This is a genomic window from Streptomyces filamentosus, assembly GCF_014654895.1.
GTDB classification, from domain to species: Bacteria; Actinomycetota; Actinomycetes; order Streptomycetales; family Streptomycetaceae; genus Streptomyces; species Streptomyces filamentosus.
The window spans coordinates 1,299,959-1,316,875 of record NZ_BNBE01000003.1; the positions used below are offsets into that span (position 1 = coordinate 1,299,959).

Genomic DNA, 16,917 nt, shown 5'->3' on the forward strand with positions numbered 1-16,917 from the left:
TCCTGGGCAACGCCTCACCCATACGGGTGGTTGTGGTGGCGAAGGGTGGCGAATTTCAGTTCGAGCGTTCCACCTGGAGAGCGGGAACGTAGGGCCAGACACGGTCGGTCTCGTCCTGACCGATGATCGCGGTGCCGGCTTCGATCCAGGCGTGGGCCCCTTGGGGGACGAAGCGGGCTCCGATCACCCACCGCACGCGGCGTCCGGTGAGCGCGGCCGCGAAGTGAGCGGCCAGGGATTCCTCCAGGCAGGCGGCGCGGCCGGGCCAGAGACGGGCGGCGCGGCGTACGGCGGCGAAGGCGGCCTCCGCCTCTTGGGGCAGGGCGGTGCGTCCCGGCAGGCGGGTCGCCGCGCGGGCGCCGGCGACGGCGATGCGGATGGGCAGGAGGCGGAGTAAGAGGAGCGCGGCGAACAGGCCGACGTGCCCGGCCAGTTGCTGGACGCCACTGACGGGAACAGGGGTGGCGAACCGGATTTCGGTGCGGTCGTGCGGTGCGGCGGGGGCCGCGCGCTGGAGGAGGTCGGCGCGTTCCAGGTCGTCGGCGAGGGCGGTGAGGTCGGTGCGGACCTGGGCGGGGTCGGCGCCCTTGCTGTGCCAGTAGGCGGTGAGGTCGTCGATGGCCCTGGCCGGGGTCGCGCCGTCGGTGATCGTCTGCCACAGGCGGGCGCCGACCGGATCGAGGAACCGCCACCGGCCGCGCCCGGTGCGGACGTCCATCAGGGCGATGCCGTCGGGGCTTGGGGCGGCGTGGACGCCGGGACGCGTACTCACAGGGTGACCTCCTGTACATGGGCGGTGGTCTGCTCCCACCACGTGCTGCGGGCGGTGGGCAGCGTGGCGAGCCACAGCTCGGTCACGATCAGAGCGTGCAGCGCGGCCAGGGGCGCGCCTTCACCGCGTGCGGCGCTGTCCAGGGAAGCGAGCGCCCTCGTGCCGTCGAGGAGGCCGGCCTGGGCGAGGCGGGAGTCGGCGAGGACGCGGCGCAGGGCAGGGGCGTTGGCGCGCAGTCCGGCGAACAGGCTGCTGGTGAAGGCGGTCTTGGTGCGCCGCTGCAGCAGGTAGTCAGGGACATGGCCGGTGAAGGCGGCGCGAGCCAGGGGCTTGAAGTCACCGGGCTGGGTGCGTGCGTAGCCGGGGATCGCGTGGCAGGCGTCCACCACGAGGTTGTCCAGAAGCGGGGCGTGAACGGGCAGGCCCCACTGCTGGCGGCTGATCTGGTCGAAGGTGGCGTGGCCGTCGCCCATCAGTTCCAGGGCGAGCCGCTCGTGGAGGGCGCCGGGAGTGGTGTCCGACGGGGCGGTCTGGGCGCGGGCGGTGACCAGGTCGGCGACCGCCGCCCGGCCGGCGCGGGTGAGCCAGGTTGTGGCAGCGCTGCTCCCACACCAGGTGAGCATCTGGGCGGCCGACGTCCCGGGACCGGACTGGGCGGTGTTCTCGGAGCCGGCGTTGATCGTGCCCGCCAGGGCGGCGAGGGCCTGGCGGTAGAGGGTGCGCTGCGTGCGGGCGGCCTGCCCGAGCACCGGCCACAGTGCGGCGCGGCGGGTGCGGGCGAACGCCGCGGTACGGCGCAGCGCCTCCCTGCGGTACCCGGCCCGGTACTGGTCGAAGACCATGGTCGAGACGGCGTCCAGGACATCGTCACCGCCGCGGCCCGTCAGGTGTGCAAGCGATCCGTGAGCGGTGGCCGGGCCGAGTTGCGCGGCCTTGATGGCCAGCAGGCCGAGCGTGAACGAGGGAGTGTCGGTGAACGGCAGGACAGCCGGGTCCTGAAGGCCGTCGAAGTGCTGCACGCCGGCCCGGGTGCCGTCGATCGTCGCATGGGTGATCTGCGGATGGTCGTGGGCGATGCGCTCGGCGTAGCGCATGTCGTCCTGCTCGCCCATGCGCGCGTCGGTATAGGTGACTGCCAGCAGCGGCCCGTAGGCGGCGGCCAGGCTGGTGACGGTGCCGCTGTCGACGCCGCCGGAGAGATCCGAGGAGATCGGGCCTGCCACGGTGGCCCGCCGGCCGACGGCGGCGGTGATGGTCTCGCGCACCGCCGGGGTGCCTTCCTCGAAGGACGTCACGGCCGAGGGCACCGGCAGGGCTTCGGTTCGCGGCTGCCAACCGGGCGCCAGGATGAGGGCGTGGCCGGGCGGCACGCGCCGCACCGTGTGGAAGTGGCTGTCGGCGGCCAGGACGTCGACGCCGCGCACAGTGAACGCGCCGAGCAGAACAGCCGGGTTGGGCTCGGCCTGGGCGAACGCGGCCAATGGGGTGGCCGCGGTCGCCCACAGCACACCTTCGCGGGTGGGGATCCAGTACACGGTCACCGCCCCGGCCCGGTCACCGGCGATACGCAGCCCGGTACGGTCGCGCACCACGGTGAGGCAGGAGCCGGGGAGACGCATCGCCGCCGCCCAGGCCCCGCACTCGGCGGCCGTGCGTGCCGCGGAGAACTCCTCGCGGGTGGCAAGGCAGCACCCGATCGCCAGGAGCTCGGCCTGGCCACGGCGGCCCGAGCCGCGGCGCACCTCGCCCGGATCGAACCCAGTCGCCCAGATCCGCGCCGCGCCGTCGGCGAAAACGTCCTGGGCTTCCCGAGGGCGCCAGTCGCTACCGGCCCAACTACCCCGCCCCGTATCGAATGTTCCGGCAATGAACCGCATAGTGGCCACCCCGATCCGCTCGTCCGTGTACTGGTCTGCCGCTGTTCACCGAACGAGCGCCCGGCTCGCCGGCCATCGGCCGACGCTCCGGGCGCTCGCTCACCCGTTCACGCCCCGCTGGGGGCGCCGTACTACTGCCAGTACTGGGTGTCGTCCGCGTTGTTGTTGCCCGCGGAGCCGAGGGTGGCGCCGGTGACCGTGCCCAGCGCGCTCAGCACGGGCGCGGTGTAGGTCTCGGTCTCGGCGGTCGTGGCGGTGGTGTCCATGGAGTACCTCCGGTAGTCGTCGCGCTTCGGATGTCCGCCGGCCGTCCGGGGTGTCTGGCAGCTCCCGTACGGCCTCTCGAACTCCTCTATGACACCGCGCGCCAACCCCGCCCGACAGAGCAGAAGTTGGGTACTTCGTAGGACCCGACCTGGAACGGAACTGGTATTCGAGTGGGAGGTGCCGAGGTCAGCGTGCGTCCAGGAGGTCGAGGACGGCGCGGTGATAGACCGCGTACACCTGCGGGAGCTCGGCGAGACTGGCTCGCTCGTCAATCCCGTGCAGGCCCTCGTAGGGGACGCCGAAGCCGGCGGTCGACGGGATGCCTCCGGCTTCTCCGGCCAGCAGGTTGCCGATGTTGGACGGGCCGGCGGTCTTGGCCCGCACCGTCAGGCCCATAGTGGCGGCGGCGTCCATCAGCGCGGCGGCGGGCTGCTCGTGCGGCTGCAACTGGAAGGGTGGCCAGCTGGCGACCGGTGTGATGCGGGTGGGTGTGGGGCCGGGCAGCTCGGCGTCGAGCTCGGCGGCGGCCTTGCGGACCAGCGTCTCGGCGTCGTGGGAGTCGAAGGCCGGGGTCGTGCGCACGTCGACGTTCAGGTCGCACCGGTCTGCTGCCACGGAGAAGCCCTCGCCCCCATGGATCGCGGTGACCGACAGCTTCGGCGGCAGCGTGAATGCCGCGTCGGCCGCCGGAGGGCCGGGCAGATCGGCGGTGTCCAGGAGCTGGACCAGGCGCGCGGCACGGGAGACGGCACTCAGAACGCTCCGGCTGGAGCCGGAGTGCCCGGAGTGCGCGGACACTGTGAGGGTCGCGCGCCACAGGCCCCGGCCGCCGACGACGACCTCGTCCAAGCCGGGGTAGCCGATCATCACGCCCGTCGGGATGGCGGCCTCCGGGTCGGCGAGGTACGCGCGGGCTCCGCCGAAGCCGCCGGTGTGCTCGTCGACGTCCAGGAGGACCGCCAGACCACCGCGCAGCGTTTCGGCATGAGGCAGCAGGTCGGCGGCGATGTGGCAGAACACTGAGGCGGCGAGCTTGGAGTCGGCAGCCCCCCGGCCCCGCAGAAACCCCTCGACGATGTCTCCGGCCGTCGGCGGGAACGTCCACGCTTCCTCGTCGCCGAAGGAGGCGGTATCCACGCAGGCGTCCAGGGTCCACCACGGGCCCGGCCGGCCTCCGGCGATCTCAACCAGCAGCCCCACCAGCTGGCCCGCCTCGTCGTGCAGGCGCCGGTGCGGCAGCCCGCCCCTGGTCAGCCAGTCCTCCAGGACGGTCAGGACCGGCGCGTAGTCGTCGATTCCTCCGCGGCTGGGCCTGCGGATCAGCTCCTGGGCCAGTTCGATCACGGATGCCGACCGCGTAGCGGCATGGGCCACCAAGTCCTTCTTCACGCTTCTCCTAGTCCTGGCGTTGCGCCGTGCCGGACCGGCAGCGCGCGAACGGCCTCCAACGTTTCCACCGGCCGCGCGGACGCGCACGCCTCCCGCCCATGCTGCACCAGCCCCACCGCGGCCTCGCGACCTAATAAGACCCCACAGTCGAACCCCTCGGCGCCCCCGTGGAAGCTCGGCAGCGGGACCACGGCCGCGGTCTCCGACGCCACGAAGTAGCGTTCCATCGCTTCCAGCGGCTCAACGAGCCCGATGTGGAGCGTCTTGACGCCGTTGCGGCGCTCGCCGGGGTCACGCAGCTCCAGCAGCCGCACCAGATGCTCGGACAACCCGCGGTGACGCGGCGGCCCGTACAGCACCCGGTAGTGCACCAGGTCGGGCTGCTGCGCCACGGCTGTCTCGATCGCCGCCAGGTACGCCTTCTCCCGACTGCGAGATCCCGTGACCACCAGGTGTTCACGCGCACCGGCCACGACCTCGACCATGGCCTCCACGAGATCGGTGTACCGAGTGAGCACCCGCACGACCACGTCGGTTCCGGTGGCCTCCAGAGCACTGGCGGTATCACGCCCGTCCTGGTGGGCGAAGAGCACCTCGGAGCGTTCCCGGTAGAGCTGGCTCAACGCCCGGCGATTCCTCACCCCCGTGCGCTTGCGCCCCGACTCCCACGCACTGAGCAGGCTCGCGTCCGTCGCGCCGCCCGTGATCTCGTTCAGCTGGTCAGCAGCCTCCTCCTGGGTCAGGTTTTGAGCCAGCCGAGCGCGCTTGAGCGCCGAATCCGTCATGGCCGATCCGGTCACCGATCCCCCAAGGGTGTACGTGGACGGCAGGCAGACCGCCGGCGCTTGGCCATCACCGCGTGCCGAGTTGCCGAGTCGCGGCTACGCCGTGCTATGGGTCGCAGCTCTGCCCTGGTTGTGTTGTGCCCGCGCTCGGGCCTGGACCTTCTCCCGGGACGCGACGACAAGAAGAAACCGCTCATCGTGCCCATTACCGCCGTCTGGATCCGCCGACGGTCCCCGCCCGGTAAGCCGCTCCTGCCCTGCACCGTGCCCCCATGCCGATCCGTCTCGTCAGTGAGCGATGCTGCCACCCAGACGCGACAGGCGACAGTCCCCTGTCCAGCGCGATGCGCGCTTGCTGGACGCCGGGGGAGCTTCGACGTGCCCCCGGCGTGGCCGGCGCACTGTGTGCGAGTGCATCAATGAGGGGATGGATGGCTCGCCTCACTGGAGCACCTCCCCACGAACGGTACGAGTCAGTCGATGCTCAGAGGCGATTCACAGAAGGCTCCAGGTGGGGGAAGGCGGTTGTGAGGACCCGGGGGTTCATGGGGCTGGCCAGCACCAGGACGCCGACGAGCGGCAGTCCCTCGACCGCGAGGTCGCCGGCGCCCAGCGGCGCCTCCTGGTCGAGGAGTCCGTAGGGACGGTGCAGGACGGCGGGCCAGCCGGACAGGTAGTGGTGCCGCTGCACGAAGGCCTTCGCGGTGGCCTCTGGGATGGTGGTCACCGTGTAGCGCTGGGCACGGAACCCGCCTTCGGAGACGTGGCGCCACGTCGGGGTGCCATAGCGCCATCGCTGGGTGAAACCGCGGGGGTCGCCGACCTTCATGGCCCGCAGGTCGGCGGGCCGTGGCGTGATGATCGAGGTCATGGGCACCTGCGCTGGGCGTCGGTGATGTGGTCGAGCAGGTCCTGGCGCCACCACAGGGCGTGGCGCATGCAGTTGTTCTCACGCTGGTGGGACTCGCTGCATCCGCGCTCGTGGCGGCCGCCGTAGGACCAGGCGAGGCTGTCGGCCGAGGCCACGCTCTTGTGTGCGATCTTCAGACCGGCCTTCTTGAAGCCGAACGCGTGGATGCGGATGCCGGCCTGCGCGAGGTCCGCGAGCAGTATCACAGGCAGGTCCAGGCGTGGGCGGCGGCAGATGCTTCCGACGCCGACCAGCGGTTCCTTCGTCAGGTCCACTCCGGCCTTGTCGAACATGTCGACGCACTGGAAGTAGCTGGCGGCCGTCCACCCCTGGATCACAGGGATGATCGGCAGGTCGGGTGCGAGTGAGCGCAGTTCGACGAAGTTCGCGACGGTCAGCTCGAGATGCTGCTTCAGCGTTTTGCCCGTCTTGCGGAGGACATCCCATTCGCACATCCAGTCCTGCTGGGCGGCGGCATGGAGCTGGCCCACCTCGTCGTGGTAGCGGCGGACCGCTGCCGCGTAGGTGCGGGCGTCCTGGCGCCACCCTCCGTGGAGCGAGAGCTCGCTGAACCCCCCGCTGTCGAGGAACCAGCTGTGCCGGGCGCGCGGCAGGGCCCGCCGGCCCGTGAGGCGGCGGTGTGAGACGCACAGGGGGACGTCGGCCGTTTCGAGCCAGGCCGGGTGATGGGCGCCCAGGAAGAACTCGAAGGCCGGTGTGGGCGGTGGTGCGGTGATGGTCACGGCGTGCGGTCTTCCGATGGGTTCGGGGCGGACGGGTCGGGATCGGGCCAGGGCGCGGGCAGGGTGGGGTCGCCGTCGCGCTCGCGGACCTTGTCCAGCGCGCCGGCGGCCCGGAGGCGCGGGACGTGCAGTTCGGCGGCCTCGTGGCCGCTGGGCCTGCGGCAGCGTCGGCCCGCGGGCGCTTTGCACCCGGGGCAGTCCAGGGACAGGGGGCAGGTGTAGCCGTCGACCAGACCGCCGCAGGGGCACGTCGCCCCGAGCGGTGCCCCGGCCCGGTCGATGAGAATGCCGCGCGCCAGAAGGGCATGCAGTTCGGACAGCAAAGCGGGACGGGGGACCGGCTGGGTCAGCGCCGTACTCGGGCGGTTCACGCTGGACACTCGCCGTCCTCGCAGAAGACGGCGCCCCTGGGCCACAGCCGGGTGATGCCGAGCGTGGTCAGCAGCCGCGTGAGGTCGCTGTCCGGGGGCTCAGGCACCAGGAGGGTCTTGGTGAGGGTGTTGCCGAACAATCCGCTCAGGTCGAGGAGTTCGCCGATGGCTTCCTGGAGGGCCGGGCGGCTGATGGTGCCCCGGGCGATGACGAGCCTGCCCGTGGTGAGATCGACCAGGTCGACGGCGAGCGGGTGCGGCTCGCCGGCCATCTTCAGTGTGCATCGGCTCAGTTCGTGCCCGGCCGCCAGGAGGTGGTCACGCAAGGCGCAGAGCAGCAGCTCCGCCGCCGCGTCCTGCGGCGCCGGCTCTACTCCTGGGTGGGGGCGGAACGGGTGGAAGAGGGGCACGGGGATGACGTGGGCGTGGGCCGAGCGCGGCCCCGGGGGAAGAGCTGGAGCGGACGAGGGCAGGAAAGCCGGATCGTGCATGGCGGACCAATCGGGGTGATGACGTGGGGTGGGGCGGGCCCGGCCAGTGAATCCTGGCCGGGCGAGGGGTCAGTCTGAGATCAGACGCATGCGCTGGGCTTGGGCATCCCACCGGCACTCGGCGTAGAGCCGGTTGAAGTCAGGCATGGCGTCCGGGTGGTCGGCCGAACATGGCTCCCAGCCGCTGGAGCCCAGTCGCGCGTAGAACCCGTACTCGTGGCACTCGGCCTCGCCGGGCATACGTCCGGTCCACAGCGTCCTGCACCGGTCGGTGAAGTGGCCGCAGCCGGATCGCTGCAAGCCGGTGAGGGCGCACCGGGCGAGGTCGCAGCGATCCGTGTGCAGTGATCCGACGGTCGCGTAGCAGCTCGGGCAGGGCCCTGCGGCGGACTGGGTGTCCGTGGCGACGTCGACCAAGTGCTGCAGCCGGGCGCCGATCCAGGCCTCCTTGTACGCCACGAAGATCTCGACCGTCTCATCGGCCAGGCCGAGCGGGCCCGTGACCATGATCTCCCCAGTGTCCGTGACGGCGAGTTGGGTGTCGGTGTAGCTGGTGGTGGTGATGACGGTAACGGTGAACGAGCCGCTGGTGAGCGTGCGGCGGACGAGTGTCACGGGAGGGCATTCCTCGGGGCGGGCGGGGCAGAGGTGGGGAGCGGAGGGGCGCGAACTTCGCGGGGCGGGGTTCGTCGGCTGGCCAGGATCGCCTGCGGTGGCTGCTTGGGGCGGTGCTCCCGTCCAGGGGCAGGCGACCGGCGCCGCTCCGGCGACGATTCCGTCCCCGCCCGCGCAATGATGTCGGGGTAAATCCAGTTATGAAACGTCGTCCGGGTGGATGGTGTGGTGAGCGGCCTGGGCGACCAGCGCCCCGAGGTCGGTGCGGAACGGGATGCCGTCTCCGGGGGCGGGGTTTCCCTGCTCGTCGCGGAACTCGATGAGCAGAAGCCGTGCCAGGGTCTGCTGTGTCGGCCACGGCACTCCTCGGGCGAGCCGGCCGTCAGGTCCGATCTCTTCCGTCAGGGCCTTGATCTGCCCCCCGTTGAGGGCGGCGCGGCGGCCTGCCGCGGTGATGATGAACGGGCGGGAGTCGTCGGCGCGGTCCAGGTCGTCGAGGGCGGCTTGGCCGTTGAGGACGTAGCCGTCGGTGTCGTTGCGGTAGGCGTACTTCTCCGTGACGAACAGGCGCAGCATCCGCGGGCCCACCTTGGGCAGGTGGCCGTCGGGGTGCAGGGAGGCCGTCCGCAGACGGGCGACGGCTGTTGTGGTCAGCGTGGTGGAAGGCATGAAAGCTCCCGGATGTCGGGGGTGGAACGAGGGGTGGCCCGTCAGCGGAGCGTGAGCCGGGGGGCGTAGTGTCGGCCGAGCCCGCCGTACGGGATCTCGGCGCCCGCACGCCGGGCCTGGTTCAGAAGACCTTTCAGGGTCCGCTTCTTGGAGTCCGCGTGCGCACCGAGGTGTGGCCGTGTGATGCGCTTGGGCAGCCGGTCCAGCGGCCACTCCCACACGAGGTGGTGGGGGTACTTCGGGTTCCGCTGTCGATCCAAGGGGCCGGTTGTCAGGCGGCCCTCCGCCGTGTAGACGAACAGGGAGTTGGCACAGAGGAACTTGCCCTCCGGGAAGAGCTCCGCCACGACGGCACAGATCGCGTCGAGAACGTCTGGGGTGGTCTCCTTGAGAGCGGCCCGGGCGGCGTCCATCGTGCTGATGGCATCTATCTCTGGGGTGTTCACGAATCTCCCGAGGACGTCGGCTTTGCGGCAGTGGGTGCTGTCACGTGTGACGGGGTCAGCCGACCGGGGCACTCACGGCATACCCATACAGTACATACATAAATCCAATTATGCAATCCATGGGTGAGGTGTCGGCATCCCCGTTCCTGGCATCCCGCCGGCGCCTGCCGCTCGCTCCCTCGGGCGGTTGGCCGCTGTCGTTTTGCCGCCGGAAGGGGGCGGATCCGCTGTGCTGAACCCGGGGCGTCTTCGTACGTGCCGGGTAGATCAGGCGACCAGGCCGTACAGCGCGACTTGACGGGCGCGGTACTTCGACGTCATCGCCCGCCCGACATGCGCCGCCATCGCCGTACCTGCCGGCGGCCGCGCGGCGGGACCCTCGGCCGCCTCCAGGGCTTCGGCACGCCGGACGATCTCCCGCATCGACAGGCCCTTCTTGAAGTCGGCGCCGATCTTGGCCTCGGTCCGGGCGAACGCCGCGGCGAGCTCCGGCACGCGTCGCGCGCCGTTCACGAGGTCGCTATTGCATCCGAGGACACAGAAGACGCAGCTCAGGCGCCGGTTTCCCCAGTCATAGGCCGGGTGGTACGGAATTCGGGAACGGGCGATCTCCCGCCATACCCTCCGGTCGTTCCACGTGTGAATAGGTCGCCATGTCGTGATGTGCCGGCGGCCATTGCTCGCCCCGCGGTCGATCTCCACCTCGGCGAGCTTCGCCCGCTGGGTGCTCTCGGCCGCGCGCTGCCCGATGCAAGCCAAGATCCGCACGGGCCGTCCCAGGTGCGCGAGCTCGTTGGTGAGCCGGGTGTAAAGGGTCCGGATCGGCCCTCGCTTTTCGCCGCTCGTGCACCAGCGCGCCGAACTCGACGGCCAGGCCGGCGCGACCTTCGCCTGCGCCGGGTCCTCGCCGCGCTCGAGAGCGTCCTTCTCTGCCTTCGCCTTCAGCTTGGCGTGGCGGGTTTCGACCCGGTCGAGGAAGTCGACGCCGGAGGTCACCACCTCGAACCGTCGGACTCCGCAGAGGCGGGCCTGCAACTCGGCGAGCTCGCGGGTGCCTTTCCACTCGGCCCGGCCCAGGTCCGCGTGCACGACGACGACCTTGTCCAGCATCCCCAGAGCCTTCGCGCGGCGGACGACGTACGAGAGCATCGCCTGGCTGTCCTTGCCACCGGAGGATGACACGACCACCCAGTCCGCGTCCCGGATCAGCTCGTCGGGGACGGTCGTCGACGGCGTGAACGGCACGGACGGATGCACGGCCCGCCTGCGCTTCCGCTTCGGCTTGGGCTTCGGAACGACCAGGACGGCCGCGGGGTCCGCGGGGTCCGCGGCCTCGAGGCCGCGGAGGCTGAAGAGGGCGTCTGTGCGCATAGCGGAGCGTCCTTGGGGATCGTGCGGGCCGGAGTGCAGCCTGGGCCGTACTCCGGCGCTGGTGGTCGAGCTAGTGGGGCGGGTGGGGCGGCCGCCCAGGCGGGGCTATGAGTCGAAGACGCAGAACCGGAAGGGCAGCTCCGGGGCCGCCTGGACGCGGTCTCGTAGCACCGGTGCATCCGTGTCAGCCCGCAGTCGTCACGACCCGCCTTCCTGCGCGGGGGCCTGGGGCCCGCAGCCCGGCTCCCACGAGAGGTGGATGACCGCCGGACGCTCACCGGGTTCGTACGCGAAGTGCCACCTCAGGCCGTCCTCGTCCGTGGCACGCCGGCGGCCTGCGTGATTCGACGGGAGGTCGGGTCGTACGTGGGTGCTGCGGCTGTACGCGGCCTCAACCACCTTCTTCCCTGTCGAGCGGGTGAACTCGGTTCTGAGTACGTCCTGGGCGAAGCGGCGCAGCACCAGGGTGGTGAAGCGGACCGGGAGGCCGTCCTGCAGCGCGAGGACCCAGCCCTTGTCCGTGCGGCGGCGGCTTCGGCTCCGGCTGGGCACACCGGCCTTGACCTGGGCGTAGGTGCGGTCACGGTGCGCGGTGCCGTAGCCGAGGACGCAGGCGGCGTCAGGCGAGAGCAGGAGGGAGAACCCTTCTCGGGCCAGCATCCGCCAGGCGCCGCCCTCGACGCGCTGATGCGTGCCGGTGGCGATGAGGTTCTCCAGAAGCGAGCGGATCTCCGCTTCCGCCGTCGCGCGGTCGCCCCCGTGCGCGGCGCAGTACCGCTCGATCGCCGAGCGGGTCACCCCGAGCTGCGGATCGTGCGCTTCGTCGGAGGCCAGGGGCAGCCGATCCGTGGCGGCCGTGACCAGCTCGCGCGCGGAGGGAGCAGCCGGGCACGGGTCTGCCGGGGCGATCGGCTTCTGTGGGCGCCGGAAGCCGGCGCACGTGCCGCACCACCCGTCGGCGCGCTGTGTCGGCCGGTAGCAACGGCCTCCGCCGCGCTCGTAACGGGAGCAGCGACTGTGGCTCGTGAGCGCGGCCAGGGAAGAGGGGGTCGGTCGGTCGTGCATGCGTGGTCCTTGCGGGGGCGAAAGACAGGTCGTAGGGGGACGGAGCCCTATCCGGCGAGTCGGACGTCGAGGCTGAACACCAGGTGATCCGGCGGCAGTTCGTCGAGATAGCGGTTGGCCAGGTCCAGGTAGCGCGTACTGCCGGTCTCGTCGTCGTCGGCGGCGCTGATGAAGGACGGGTTGATGTGGAGGATGCCGTCGACCGTCAGGAGAAGGTCACCGGGAACGGCGCGCTGCCGGGCGCGTTCGACGAACGCATCGTGGTCCAGCGCGACCAGAGCGGCAGTCTCTGCCATTCGGCGGTGCGACCGGGACGCATCGAGGTCGGTGAGGACCTGGAGCTGCGGTTGGGCGCGGAACTCCTGGAGTGCTCGGCCAGGGGCCTGCGGATGGCGCTGGCGGAAGGAACTGAGGGGGACGGCCGGGGACAGAGTGGCCGTGGCGCTCTTCCACGCACGGTAGAGCCGGGAGGCCTGCGTGGCCCGGTGTACGCGCATCGCGGGGAAGTCCAGCAGATCCCGGCGACCGCCGCTGCACGTGGGAAGGCCGGATTGGCGTGCCCGGGAGCTCTGGACGAGGCTCCCATCGCTCGGTGTGGCGTCCGGGCGGACGGCGAGATGGGTGTCGTATCGCCCGTAGGCGGTCCAGGTGTAGAGGTCGTCGGGGTACGGCGCGATCGCCTCGTTGATCGCGTCCGCCCAGTCGTGCGGGTCGTTCAGGGGCGGGAGGCAGACGAGCGCATGGCGGGAGGTCATGGGGGTCCTGCGTGAGTGAAGGGCAGCGGCCCGGCTCGCCGGACGGCCGGTCGCTGCCGGTCGGTCTTGTGTCGCTGGGGCGGCGTGCATCGGTGTCATCGGAGCTGGAGGTAGAGCTCTTCGCCGGGGATGAGGGAGCCGACAGCGGCATTGGTGAGCCCGCGGAGGATCACCTCCGCCTGCGGCTTGAGGTCCTGCGGCACCGTGAGCTGTTCGCACCGCTCCCGTCCGCGCCGGGACGCGAGCGGCAGATACAGCCCGTCCACGCTGTAGCGGACCGGCTGCGGCTGGGATCGGGTCGGCTCGGACGCGACTGCGCGGATGACGAGTTGCGGGGCGTGGGCGTCTTCCCGCGCCTGGACCTCGGCGATGACCGGAGCCAGCAGCCGGGCGAGCTTGGCCAGTTCGAGCCGGGTGAGCCGCTCGTGGGCGGCGACCAGGATCTCGTGGACGGCGTAGTCGTCGTGAAGGCGGTTGATCTGGTCGAGGACCGGACGGACATCGACGGTGCGGGACTGGGTGGTCATCGGCGGACCTTCCTTGGTGCACGTGTACGCGGCGGTGCCAGCGGAGGTTGTTCGGGGCCTACGGGAGCCCCGAACACGCCACCACCCTACCGCTTTAAATCCAATTAAGCAATCTACGGGTGTGGGGTGAGGCTTCTCAGGAACGCGTCCCGGCGGGCGATCGCCTCCTCGCGCTCCTGGTGCGCCTGCGCCAGGCCGCTGTCGCCGGCGAGCGCATCCGCGCAGGCGATCAGCACATCCGGCCCCAGGCGCCACAACAGGCTGTTCGCGCCGAGCACAGCCGCGGTGAGCGGGTCGATCTCGGCCCCCACCCATCGGTACTGCGCGGCATCCCGCTCCAGGTAGTGCAGCAGCCGGGCCTGCGCGCGCCACATGGCGCCCGAGCCGGCCGCCGCTTCGCCGATGACCGTGCCCGGCGGAAGGTCGTCGGCGAAGTACTCGACCATGTGATTGGTGACGACGTCGGGCGTGTGGAACGCGCCGCGGCGGCTCTTCTCTCCGCGGTTGCTCAGCTCCTGCAGCAGTCGGCCCAACAGGTCGGTCGCCAGGTAGCGCTTCGGATCGGCGCCGTACTCGAGGATGCCGCCCTTGAACAGATGGTGGGTCATCTCGGTCACGGCCTGCGCGGTCTGCTGAGGCGGATCGGCGAGCCACCGCCACAGCAGGCCGGACCGCTCCACGAGATACGGCTGGCTCTGCCACAGATGGGCCCACATCTGCCGGAGCACGACGATGAGGTCGTCCGGGTCCAGCGCGGCAACGTCGTGGGCGAGCTCCGGGCTCTGTGCGTCGGCCAGCGGGAGCAGGGCGAGCGACGCTGTGGTGCCCAGGGGGATCTCCAGCGACGAGGAGGGCCACAACGTCGTGATCGTGTCGATCAGGCGCCGGGCGTGCTCCTGCGGGTCCTCGGGGAGGAACGCACGGCGCGCGTGCGCGGAGGGAAGCCAGGTCAGGTCACGCGGGCGGGTGGTCATCGTGTTCCTGTTCATGCGGCGTGGGCGGAGATGAGGGTGTCGAGCTTGCGGAACGCGTCGTGGGTGGCCTTGGCGAAGGCGGCGGCGTCACGGAGCTGGTCTCGGTGGGTCTGCATCTTCCGCTGGTGGGCGAAGGCCTGCCGGCTCAGGTCGCTATGGGCCAGGGTGTTGCCCACCGCGACGACCGCCTTGGGGCCCAGGTCCCAGACGACGGTGTTCACCGCTGCTCCGGCGGCCGCGATCGGGTCGAGCTCCTGCATGACCCACTCGTGCTTGTGCGGATCCCCGCCGCGTTCGCGCATGGCCTGCACCATGGAGCGGAACATCCCGCCGGTACCCGCAGCCGGCTCGTTGAACGACTGCCCGCGTGTCGGCTCGGCATCGGAAACGGATGCGCCGTCGTAGAGGAGACGGGCCATCATGTCGGCGACCTCCGGAGGCGTGTGGTACTCACCCAGGCCACGGCGCGAGCTGTGATGCCGCAGATTGGTGATGGTCCACGACATGAGGTCGATGTCGGAGCGGTAGTACGGATCCTTGTCGCCGGTGTACTGGAGTACGCCGGCGCGCAGCGCGGCCCGGGTGACGGCCGCGACGCCGCGCAGGGCCTGCTCGTCGAGGTCCTCCTCCGTCCAGCGGAAGATCGGTGCGGCCACATCCATGAGTTCGGGGCGCAGCATCCACGTCGCGGCGTAGATCTCGGCGTAGCCCTTGGCCAGGACGCGCGGGGGCTGGGCGGCAAAGTAGCGGGAGAGCTGAGCGGCGTGGAGCGCGCCCGGGGACTTGATGGGGCACAGGGCCAGGGCCGCGACCACGCCGGCCGGAATGTCCATACGGCTGCTGCCGCAGCTGTGGTACCAGGCGTCGGCGACGGATTCTCCGAAGTCGGAGCCGCGGCGGCGGGTGATGGGGAAGGGCGGACAGTCGGTGGTGCCGGCGTGCCGGGCGCATCCCGGATCGCGGCAGTCGGCGGTGCCGTCGGGCTGGCCGTGGCCTGCTGGGGCCAGAGCTGCCGGGGCGGGCCGCCGGGCGGAGGCGAGGGCTGCTGTGAGGCGGGAGGTCAGGTCGGATGGTGCCATGGGTGAGCTGTCTTTCGTGCGCTGTGCTGATGGATCGTGGGGCCGGCGCCGCGTTCAGCGCGGGTCGGCGGGAAGCCGGGTGGCGGGCGCGACCTTCGGCCATACGACGGTGTCGGGTGCCAGGTGGGCGCGCTGGCTGCTGAACCAGCGCCGGGCTGTGAGCTCGGCGTCGTCCGCCCGGGCGGACGTGATCTCGTACGACGAAAGCCCACTGGCGTACAGCACGTTGTAGAGCGCGTCGTAGGCCGCGGCGTCCTCGTCCGGAGTGCGATAGACGGCGAGCACCGCCATGCGATGGCCGTGGTCGGCGAAGGCGACCGTCCATGTGTCGAGGGCCGCCGGCGGGTATCCGCTGGCGTGCGCCTCGTCGAGGGCCCGGGTGAACTCCGCCGGGTCCGTGGTGGTGTGCTCGCGCCAGGGCAGGAGTGCGTGGCCCAAGGCGTAGCGGCCTGCAGTATCGGGCCGGCAGTGTTCGAGGACCTTCGGGGGATCGCCGAGGCTGAGGATCTCGATACTCGGGCCGGTGAACCGGAGCTTGAGGGCGATCGAGGCGTCCGACCGGGAATCGGCTGCGATCCTGCCCGCCACCTCGCGAGTGAAGCGGGGCAGGACCATCCCGTCATGCCGGTGGCCGAGGACCTCGGCCGGATACGGCCCGGACCCCCTGAGGGTGACGGAGGACGGGAACCATTCGGCCGGCCGGCTGGAAGGCTGTGTGTGCATGCTGCTGTGTTTCTGCGTCGAAGAAGCGCGTCGGAGGGCGCGGCTGGTGAGGGCGGCGTTCAGGTGCGGCAGCCTCAGGGCGCCGTGAGTACGCGACCGAGACATAGAGACTACTTACATATTTCCAATTAGGCAATTTAATTGGTGGTGCCGATCCACAGGAACCGGAACGCCGCCTTGAACTGCTCGTGACGGATCAGGGCGTCGGGCATGGCGCGCAGCAGCCGGGCCCGGAACTCCGGCCCGTGTGATCGGCCCCGCGGGCGCGTCCCGTGGACCAGTTCGTGCACCAGGGCGTATTCCAGTAGCGCCGGCGGGAGCTGGAAGGCCGCCCAGTGCAGCGTCAGCCGGTGAGCGCGTTCCTGGTAGATCGCTCCGTTGCAGCGGCCGAGGTCGCGCACCTCCAACTGCGGGAGCCGGCGCCGGGTACGCATGCGGGACCAGTGCGCCGGCGCCGTGCTCTCCAGCCAGGCCCGGCCGGCCCGCGCATACCAGTCGATGACCGGCTGCGCGCCGCGCCTCTCCAGGTCACCGCGGTAGACGACGAGCAGTCCCGTCCCGTCCTCCTGCTGCCGCATGCGGACCGGAACGGGCGTGTCGACCAGGTGCAGCCGGATGGTGCGGCCGAGCCAGAGCAGCTCGCAGCCGTCCACCAGGCGCCTGTCCGGGTGCCGGGGCGCCCTCTTGGCCATCTGCCGGGCGTGGGCCTCCAGGCGCGAGGCGTTCTGCCGGACGAACTGGGTGATCTCGGCGGCTGTCGACGTCGGCAGGATGCGCACGACACGGCGCCCGTCCGGTCGCGTCGTCACCGCATGCGTGGTGCGCCGATGCGACACCACGACGTCGAAGGTGCCGGAGGTGAGGGTTCCGTCGGCTTCCAGGGCTGCAGTGACACCTCGGATGAGGTCCTCATCCGAGGTGACGGGCGGGTTCATGAGAAGGGGCTCCTGTCGGTCGGTCCGGCGGGCGGGACGCCGGCGTCGGTCGGCACGTCTTGCCGGCACCGGGCCGGCGACGTGTCAGCGGGCAACGTGCGAGGCCCCGGCGGGAGTTGAGCTCGCCGCCAGGGCCGTACAGTCGGGGAATGC

The 16,917-nt window shown here is 71.1% G+C and carries 20 protein-coding genes; all 20 read right to left on the reverse strand.

The annotated features are described in order from the left end of the window. Window positions 1–55: 55 nt before the first annotated feature. Window positions 56–772 carry a lasso peptide biosynthesis B2 protein gene (locus IE326_RS33405; protein ID WP_229915769.1) on the reverse strand — a complete coding sequence of 239 codons (717 nt, stop codon included), beginning with the start codon at window positions 770–772 and terminating at the stop codon, window positions 56–58. Continuing rightward, on the reverse strand, window positions 769–2,514 hold the full coding sequence (locus tag IE326_RS33410) for an asparagine synthase-related protein (protein ID WP_190044157.1): 1,746 nt from the start codon (window positions 2,512–2,514) through the stop codon (window positions 769–771). The genes IE326_RS33405 and IE326_RS33410 overlap by 4 nt, the downstream gene beginning before the upstream one ends. A 266-nt stretch (window positions 2,515–2,780) precedes the next feature. Then, a complete protein-coding gene (locus tag IE326_RS41630) occupies window positions 2,781–2,915 on the reverse strand; it encodes a hypothetical protein (RefSeq protein WP_268983050.1) in 135 nt (44 codons plus the stop codon). Between the two features lie 187 nt (window positions 2,916–3,102). Next, window positions 3,103–4,305 (reverse strand): M20 family metallopeptidase, encoded by a 1,203-nt coding sequence (locus IE326_RS33415; RefSeq protein WP_229915770.1) that lies wholly within the window; start codon window positions 4,303–4,305, stop codon window positions 3,103–3,105. Next, window positions 4,302–5,105 carry a helix-turn-helix domain-containing protein gene (locus IE326_RS33420; RefSeq protein WP_229915771.1) on the reverse strand — a complete coding sequence of 268 codons (804 nt, stop codon included), beginning with the start codon at window positions 5,103–5,105 and terminating at the stop codon, window positions 4,302–4,304. Before IE326_RS33420 ends, IE326_RS33415 begins: the two co-directional genes overlap by 4 nt. 469 nt (window positions 5,106–5,574) lie before the next feature. Beyond that, window positions 5,575–5,961 (reverse strand): hypothetical protein, encoded by a 387-nt coding sequence (locus IE326_RS33425; RefSeq protein ID WP_190044158.1) that lies wholly within the window; start codon window positions 5,959–5,961, stop codon window positions 5,575–5,577. Then, window positions 5,958–6,743 (reverse strand): deazapurine DNA modification protein DpdA family protein, encoded by a 786-nt coding sequence (locus tag IE326_RS33430; RefSeq protein ID WP_190044159.1) that lies wholly within the window; start codon window positions 6,741–6,743, stop codon window positions 5,958–5,960. Before IE326_RS33430 ends, IE326_RS33425 begins: the two co-directional genes overlap by 4 nt. Then, window positions 6,740–7,114, reverse strand: a complete 375-nt coding sequence (locus IE326_RS33435; protein ID WP_190044160.1) for a zinc finger domain-containing protein — start codon at window positions 7,112–7,114, stop codon at window positions 6,740–6,742. Before IE326_RS33435 ends, IE326_RS33430 begins: the two co-directional genes overlap by 4 nt. Then, window positions 7,111–7,524 carry a hypothetical protein gene (locus IE326_RS33440; protein ID WP_190044161.1) on the reverse strand — a complete coding sequence of 138 codons (414 nt, stop codon included), beginning with the start codon at window positions 7,522–7,524 and terminating at the stop codon, window positions 7,111–7,113. Before IE326_RS33440 ends, IE326_RS33435 begins: the two co-directional genes overlap by 4 nt. 150 nt (window positions 7,525–7,674) lie before the next feature. Then, on the reverse strand, window positions 7,675–8,220 hold the full coding sequence (locus tag IE326_RS33445; protein ID WP_190044162.1) for a hypothetical protein: 546 nt from the start codon (window positions 8,218–8,220) through the stop codon (window positions 7,675–7,677). A gap of 198 nt (window positions 8,221–8,418) precedes the next feature. Beyond that, window positions 8,419–8,889 carry a hypothetical protein gene (locus IE326_RS33450; protein WP_190044163.1) on the reverse strand — a complete coding sequence of 157 codons (471 nt, stop codon included), beginning with the start codon at window positions 8,887–8,889 and terminating at the stop codon, window positions 8,419–8,421. Window positions 8,890–8,930: 41 nt separating this feature from the next. Continuing rightward, window positions 8,931–9,335 carry a hypothetical protein gene (locus IE326_RS33455; RefSeq protein ID WP_190044164.1) on the reverse strand — a complete coding sequence of 135 codons (405 nt, stop codon included), beginning with the start codon at window positions 9,333–9,335 and terminating at the stop codon, window positions 8,931–8,933. Window positions 9,336–9,602: 267 nt separating this feature from the next. Then, the gene (locus IE326_RS33460; protein ID WP_190044165.1) at window positions 9,603–10,706 is read right to left on the reverse strand and encodes a phosphoadenosine phosphosulfate reductase domain-containing protein; all 1,104 of its coding nucleotides are present in this window, start codon (window positions 10,704–10,706) and stop codon (window positions 9,603–9,605) included. Between the two features lie 198 nt (window positions 10,707–10,904). Continuing rightward, window positions 10,905–11,771 (reverse strand): hypothetical protein, encoded by an 867-nt coding sequence (locus IE326_RS33465; protein ID WP_190044166.1) that lies wholly within the window; start codon window positions 11,769–11,771, stop codon window positions 10,905–10,907. Between the two features lie 47 nt (window positions 11,772–11,818). After that, window positions 11,819–12,526, reverse strand: a complete 708-nt coding sequence (locus IE326_RS33470) for a hypothetical protein (RefSeq protein WP_190044167.1) — start codon at window positions 12,524–12,526, stop codon at window positions 11,819–11,821. A gap of 95 nt (window positions 12,527–12,621) precedes the next feature. Then, entirely contained in the window at window positions 12,622–13,053 is a 432-nt protein-coding gene (locus IE326_RS33475; protein ID WP_190044168.1) for a hypothetical protein, read from the reverse strand. Window positions 13,054–13,166: 113 nt separating this feature from the next. Beyond that, window positions 13,167–14,027, reverse strand: a complete 861-nt coding sequence (locus tag IE326_RS33480) for an N-6 DNA methylase (protein WP_190044169.1) — start codon at window positions 14,025–14,027, stop codon at window positions 13,167–13,169. A gap of 11 nt (window positions 14,028–14,038) precedes the next feature. Then, window positions 14,039–15,106, reverse strand: coding sequence for an N-6 DNA methylase (locus IE326_RS33485; protein ID WP_190044170.1), 1,068 nt, complete (start codon window positions 15,104–15,106; stop codon window positions 14,039–14,041). 54 nt (window positions 15,107–15,160) lie between these two features. Beyond that, window positions 15,161–15,829, reverse strand: coding sequence for a hypothetical protein (locus IE326_RS33490; RefSeq protein WP_190044171.1), 669 nt, complete (start codon window positions 15,827–15,829; stop codon window positions 15,161–15,163). A gap of 137 nt (window positions 15,830–15,966) precedes the next feature. Next, window positions 15,967–16,764, reverse strand: coding sequence for a YgjP-like metallopeptidase domain-containing protein (locus tag IE326_RS33495; protein WP_190044172.1), 798 nt, complete (start codon window positions 16,762–16,764; stop codon window positions 15,967–15,969). Window positions 16,765–16,917: the final 153 nt, after the last annotated feature.

Excerpts from the sequence above, each read along its gene's own strand:
- IE326_RS33465 (WP_190044166.1), bottom strand. The coding sequence starts at position 11,771 with ATGCACGACCGACCGACCCCCTCTTCCCTGGCCGCGCTCACGAGCCAC.
- IE326_RS33490 (WP_190044171.1), bottom strand. The coding sequence starts at position 15,829 with ATGCACACACAGCCTTCCAGCCGGCCGGCCGAATGGTTCCCGTCCTCC.
- IE326_RS33475 (WP_190044168.1), bottom strand. The coding sequence starts at position 13,053 with ATGACCACCCAGTCCCGCACCGTCGATGTCCGTCCGGTCCTCGACCAG.
- IE326_RS33470 (WP_190044167.1), bottom strand. The coding sequence starts at position 12,526 with ATGACCTCCCGCCATGCGCTCGTCTGCCTCCCGCCCCTGAACGACCCG.
- IE326_RS33495 (WP_190044172.1), bottom strand. The coding sequence starts at position 16,764 with ATGAACCCGCCCGTCACCTCGGATGAGGACCTCATCCGAGGTGTCACT.
- IE326_RS33485 (WP_190044170.1), bottom strand. The coding sequence starts at position 15,106 with ATGGCACCATCCGACCTGACCTCCCGCCTCACAGCAGCCCTCGCCTCC.
- IE326_RS33450 (WP_190044163.1), bottom strand. The coding sequence starts at position 8,889 with ATGCCTTCCACCACGCTGACCACAACAGCCGTCGCCCGTCTGCGGACG.
- IE326_RS33425 (WP_190044158.1), bottom strand. The coding sequence starts at position 5,961 with ATGACCTCGATCATCACGCCACGGCCCGCCGACCTGCGGGCCATGAAG.
- IE326_RS33480 (WP_190044169.1), bottom strand. The coding sequence starts at position 14,027 with ATGACCACCCGCCCGCGTGACCTGACCTGGCTTCCCTCCGCGCACGCG.
- IE326_RS33460 (WP_190044165.1), bottom strand. The coding sequence starts at position 10,706 with ATGCGCACAGACGCCCTCTTCAGCCTCCGCGGCCTCGAGGCCGCGGAC.
- IE326_RS41630 (WP_268983050.1), bottom strand. The coding sequence starts at position 2,915 with ATGGACACCACCGCCACGACCGCCGAGACCGAGACCTACACCGCGCCC.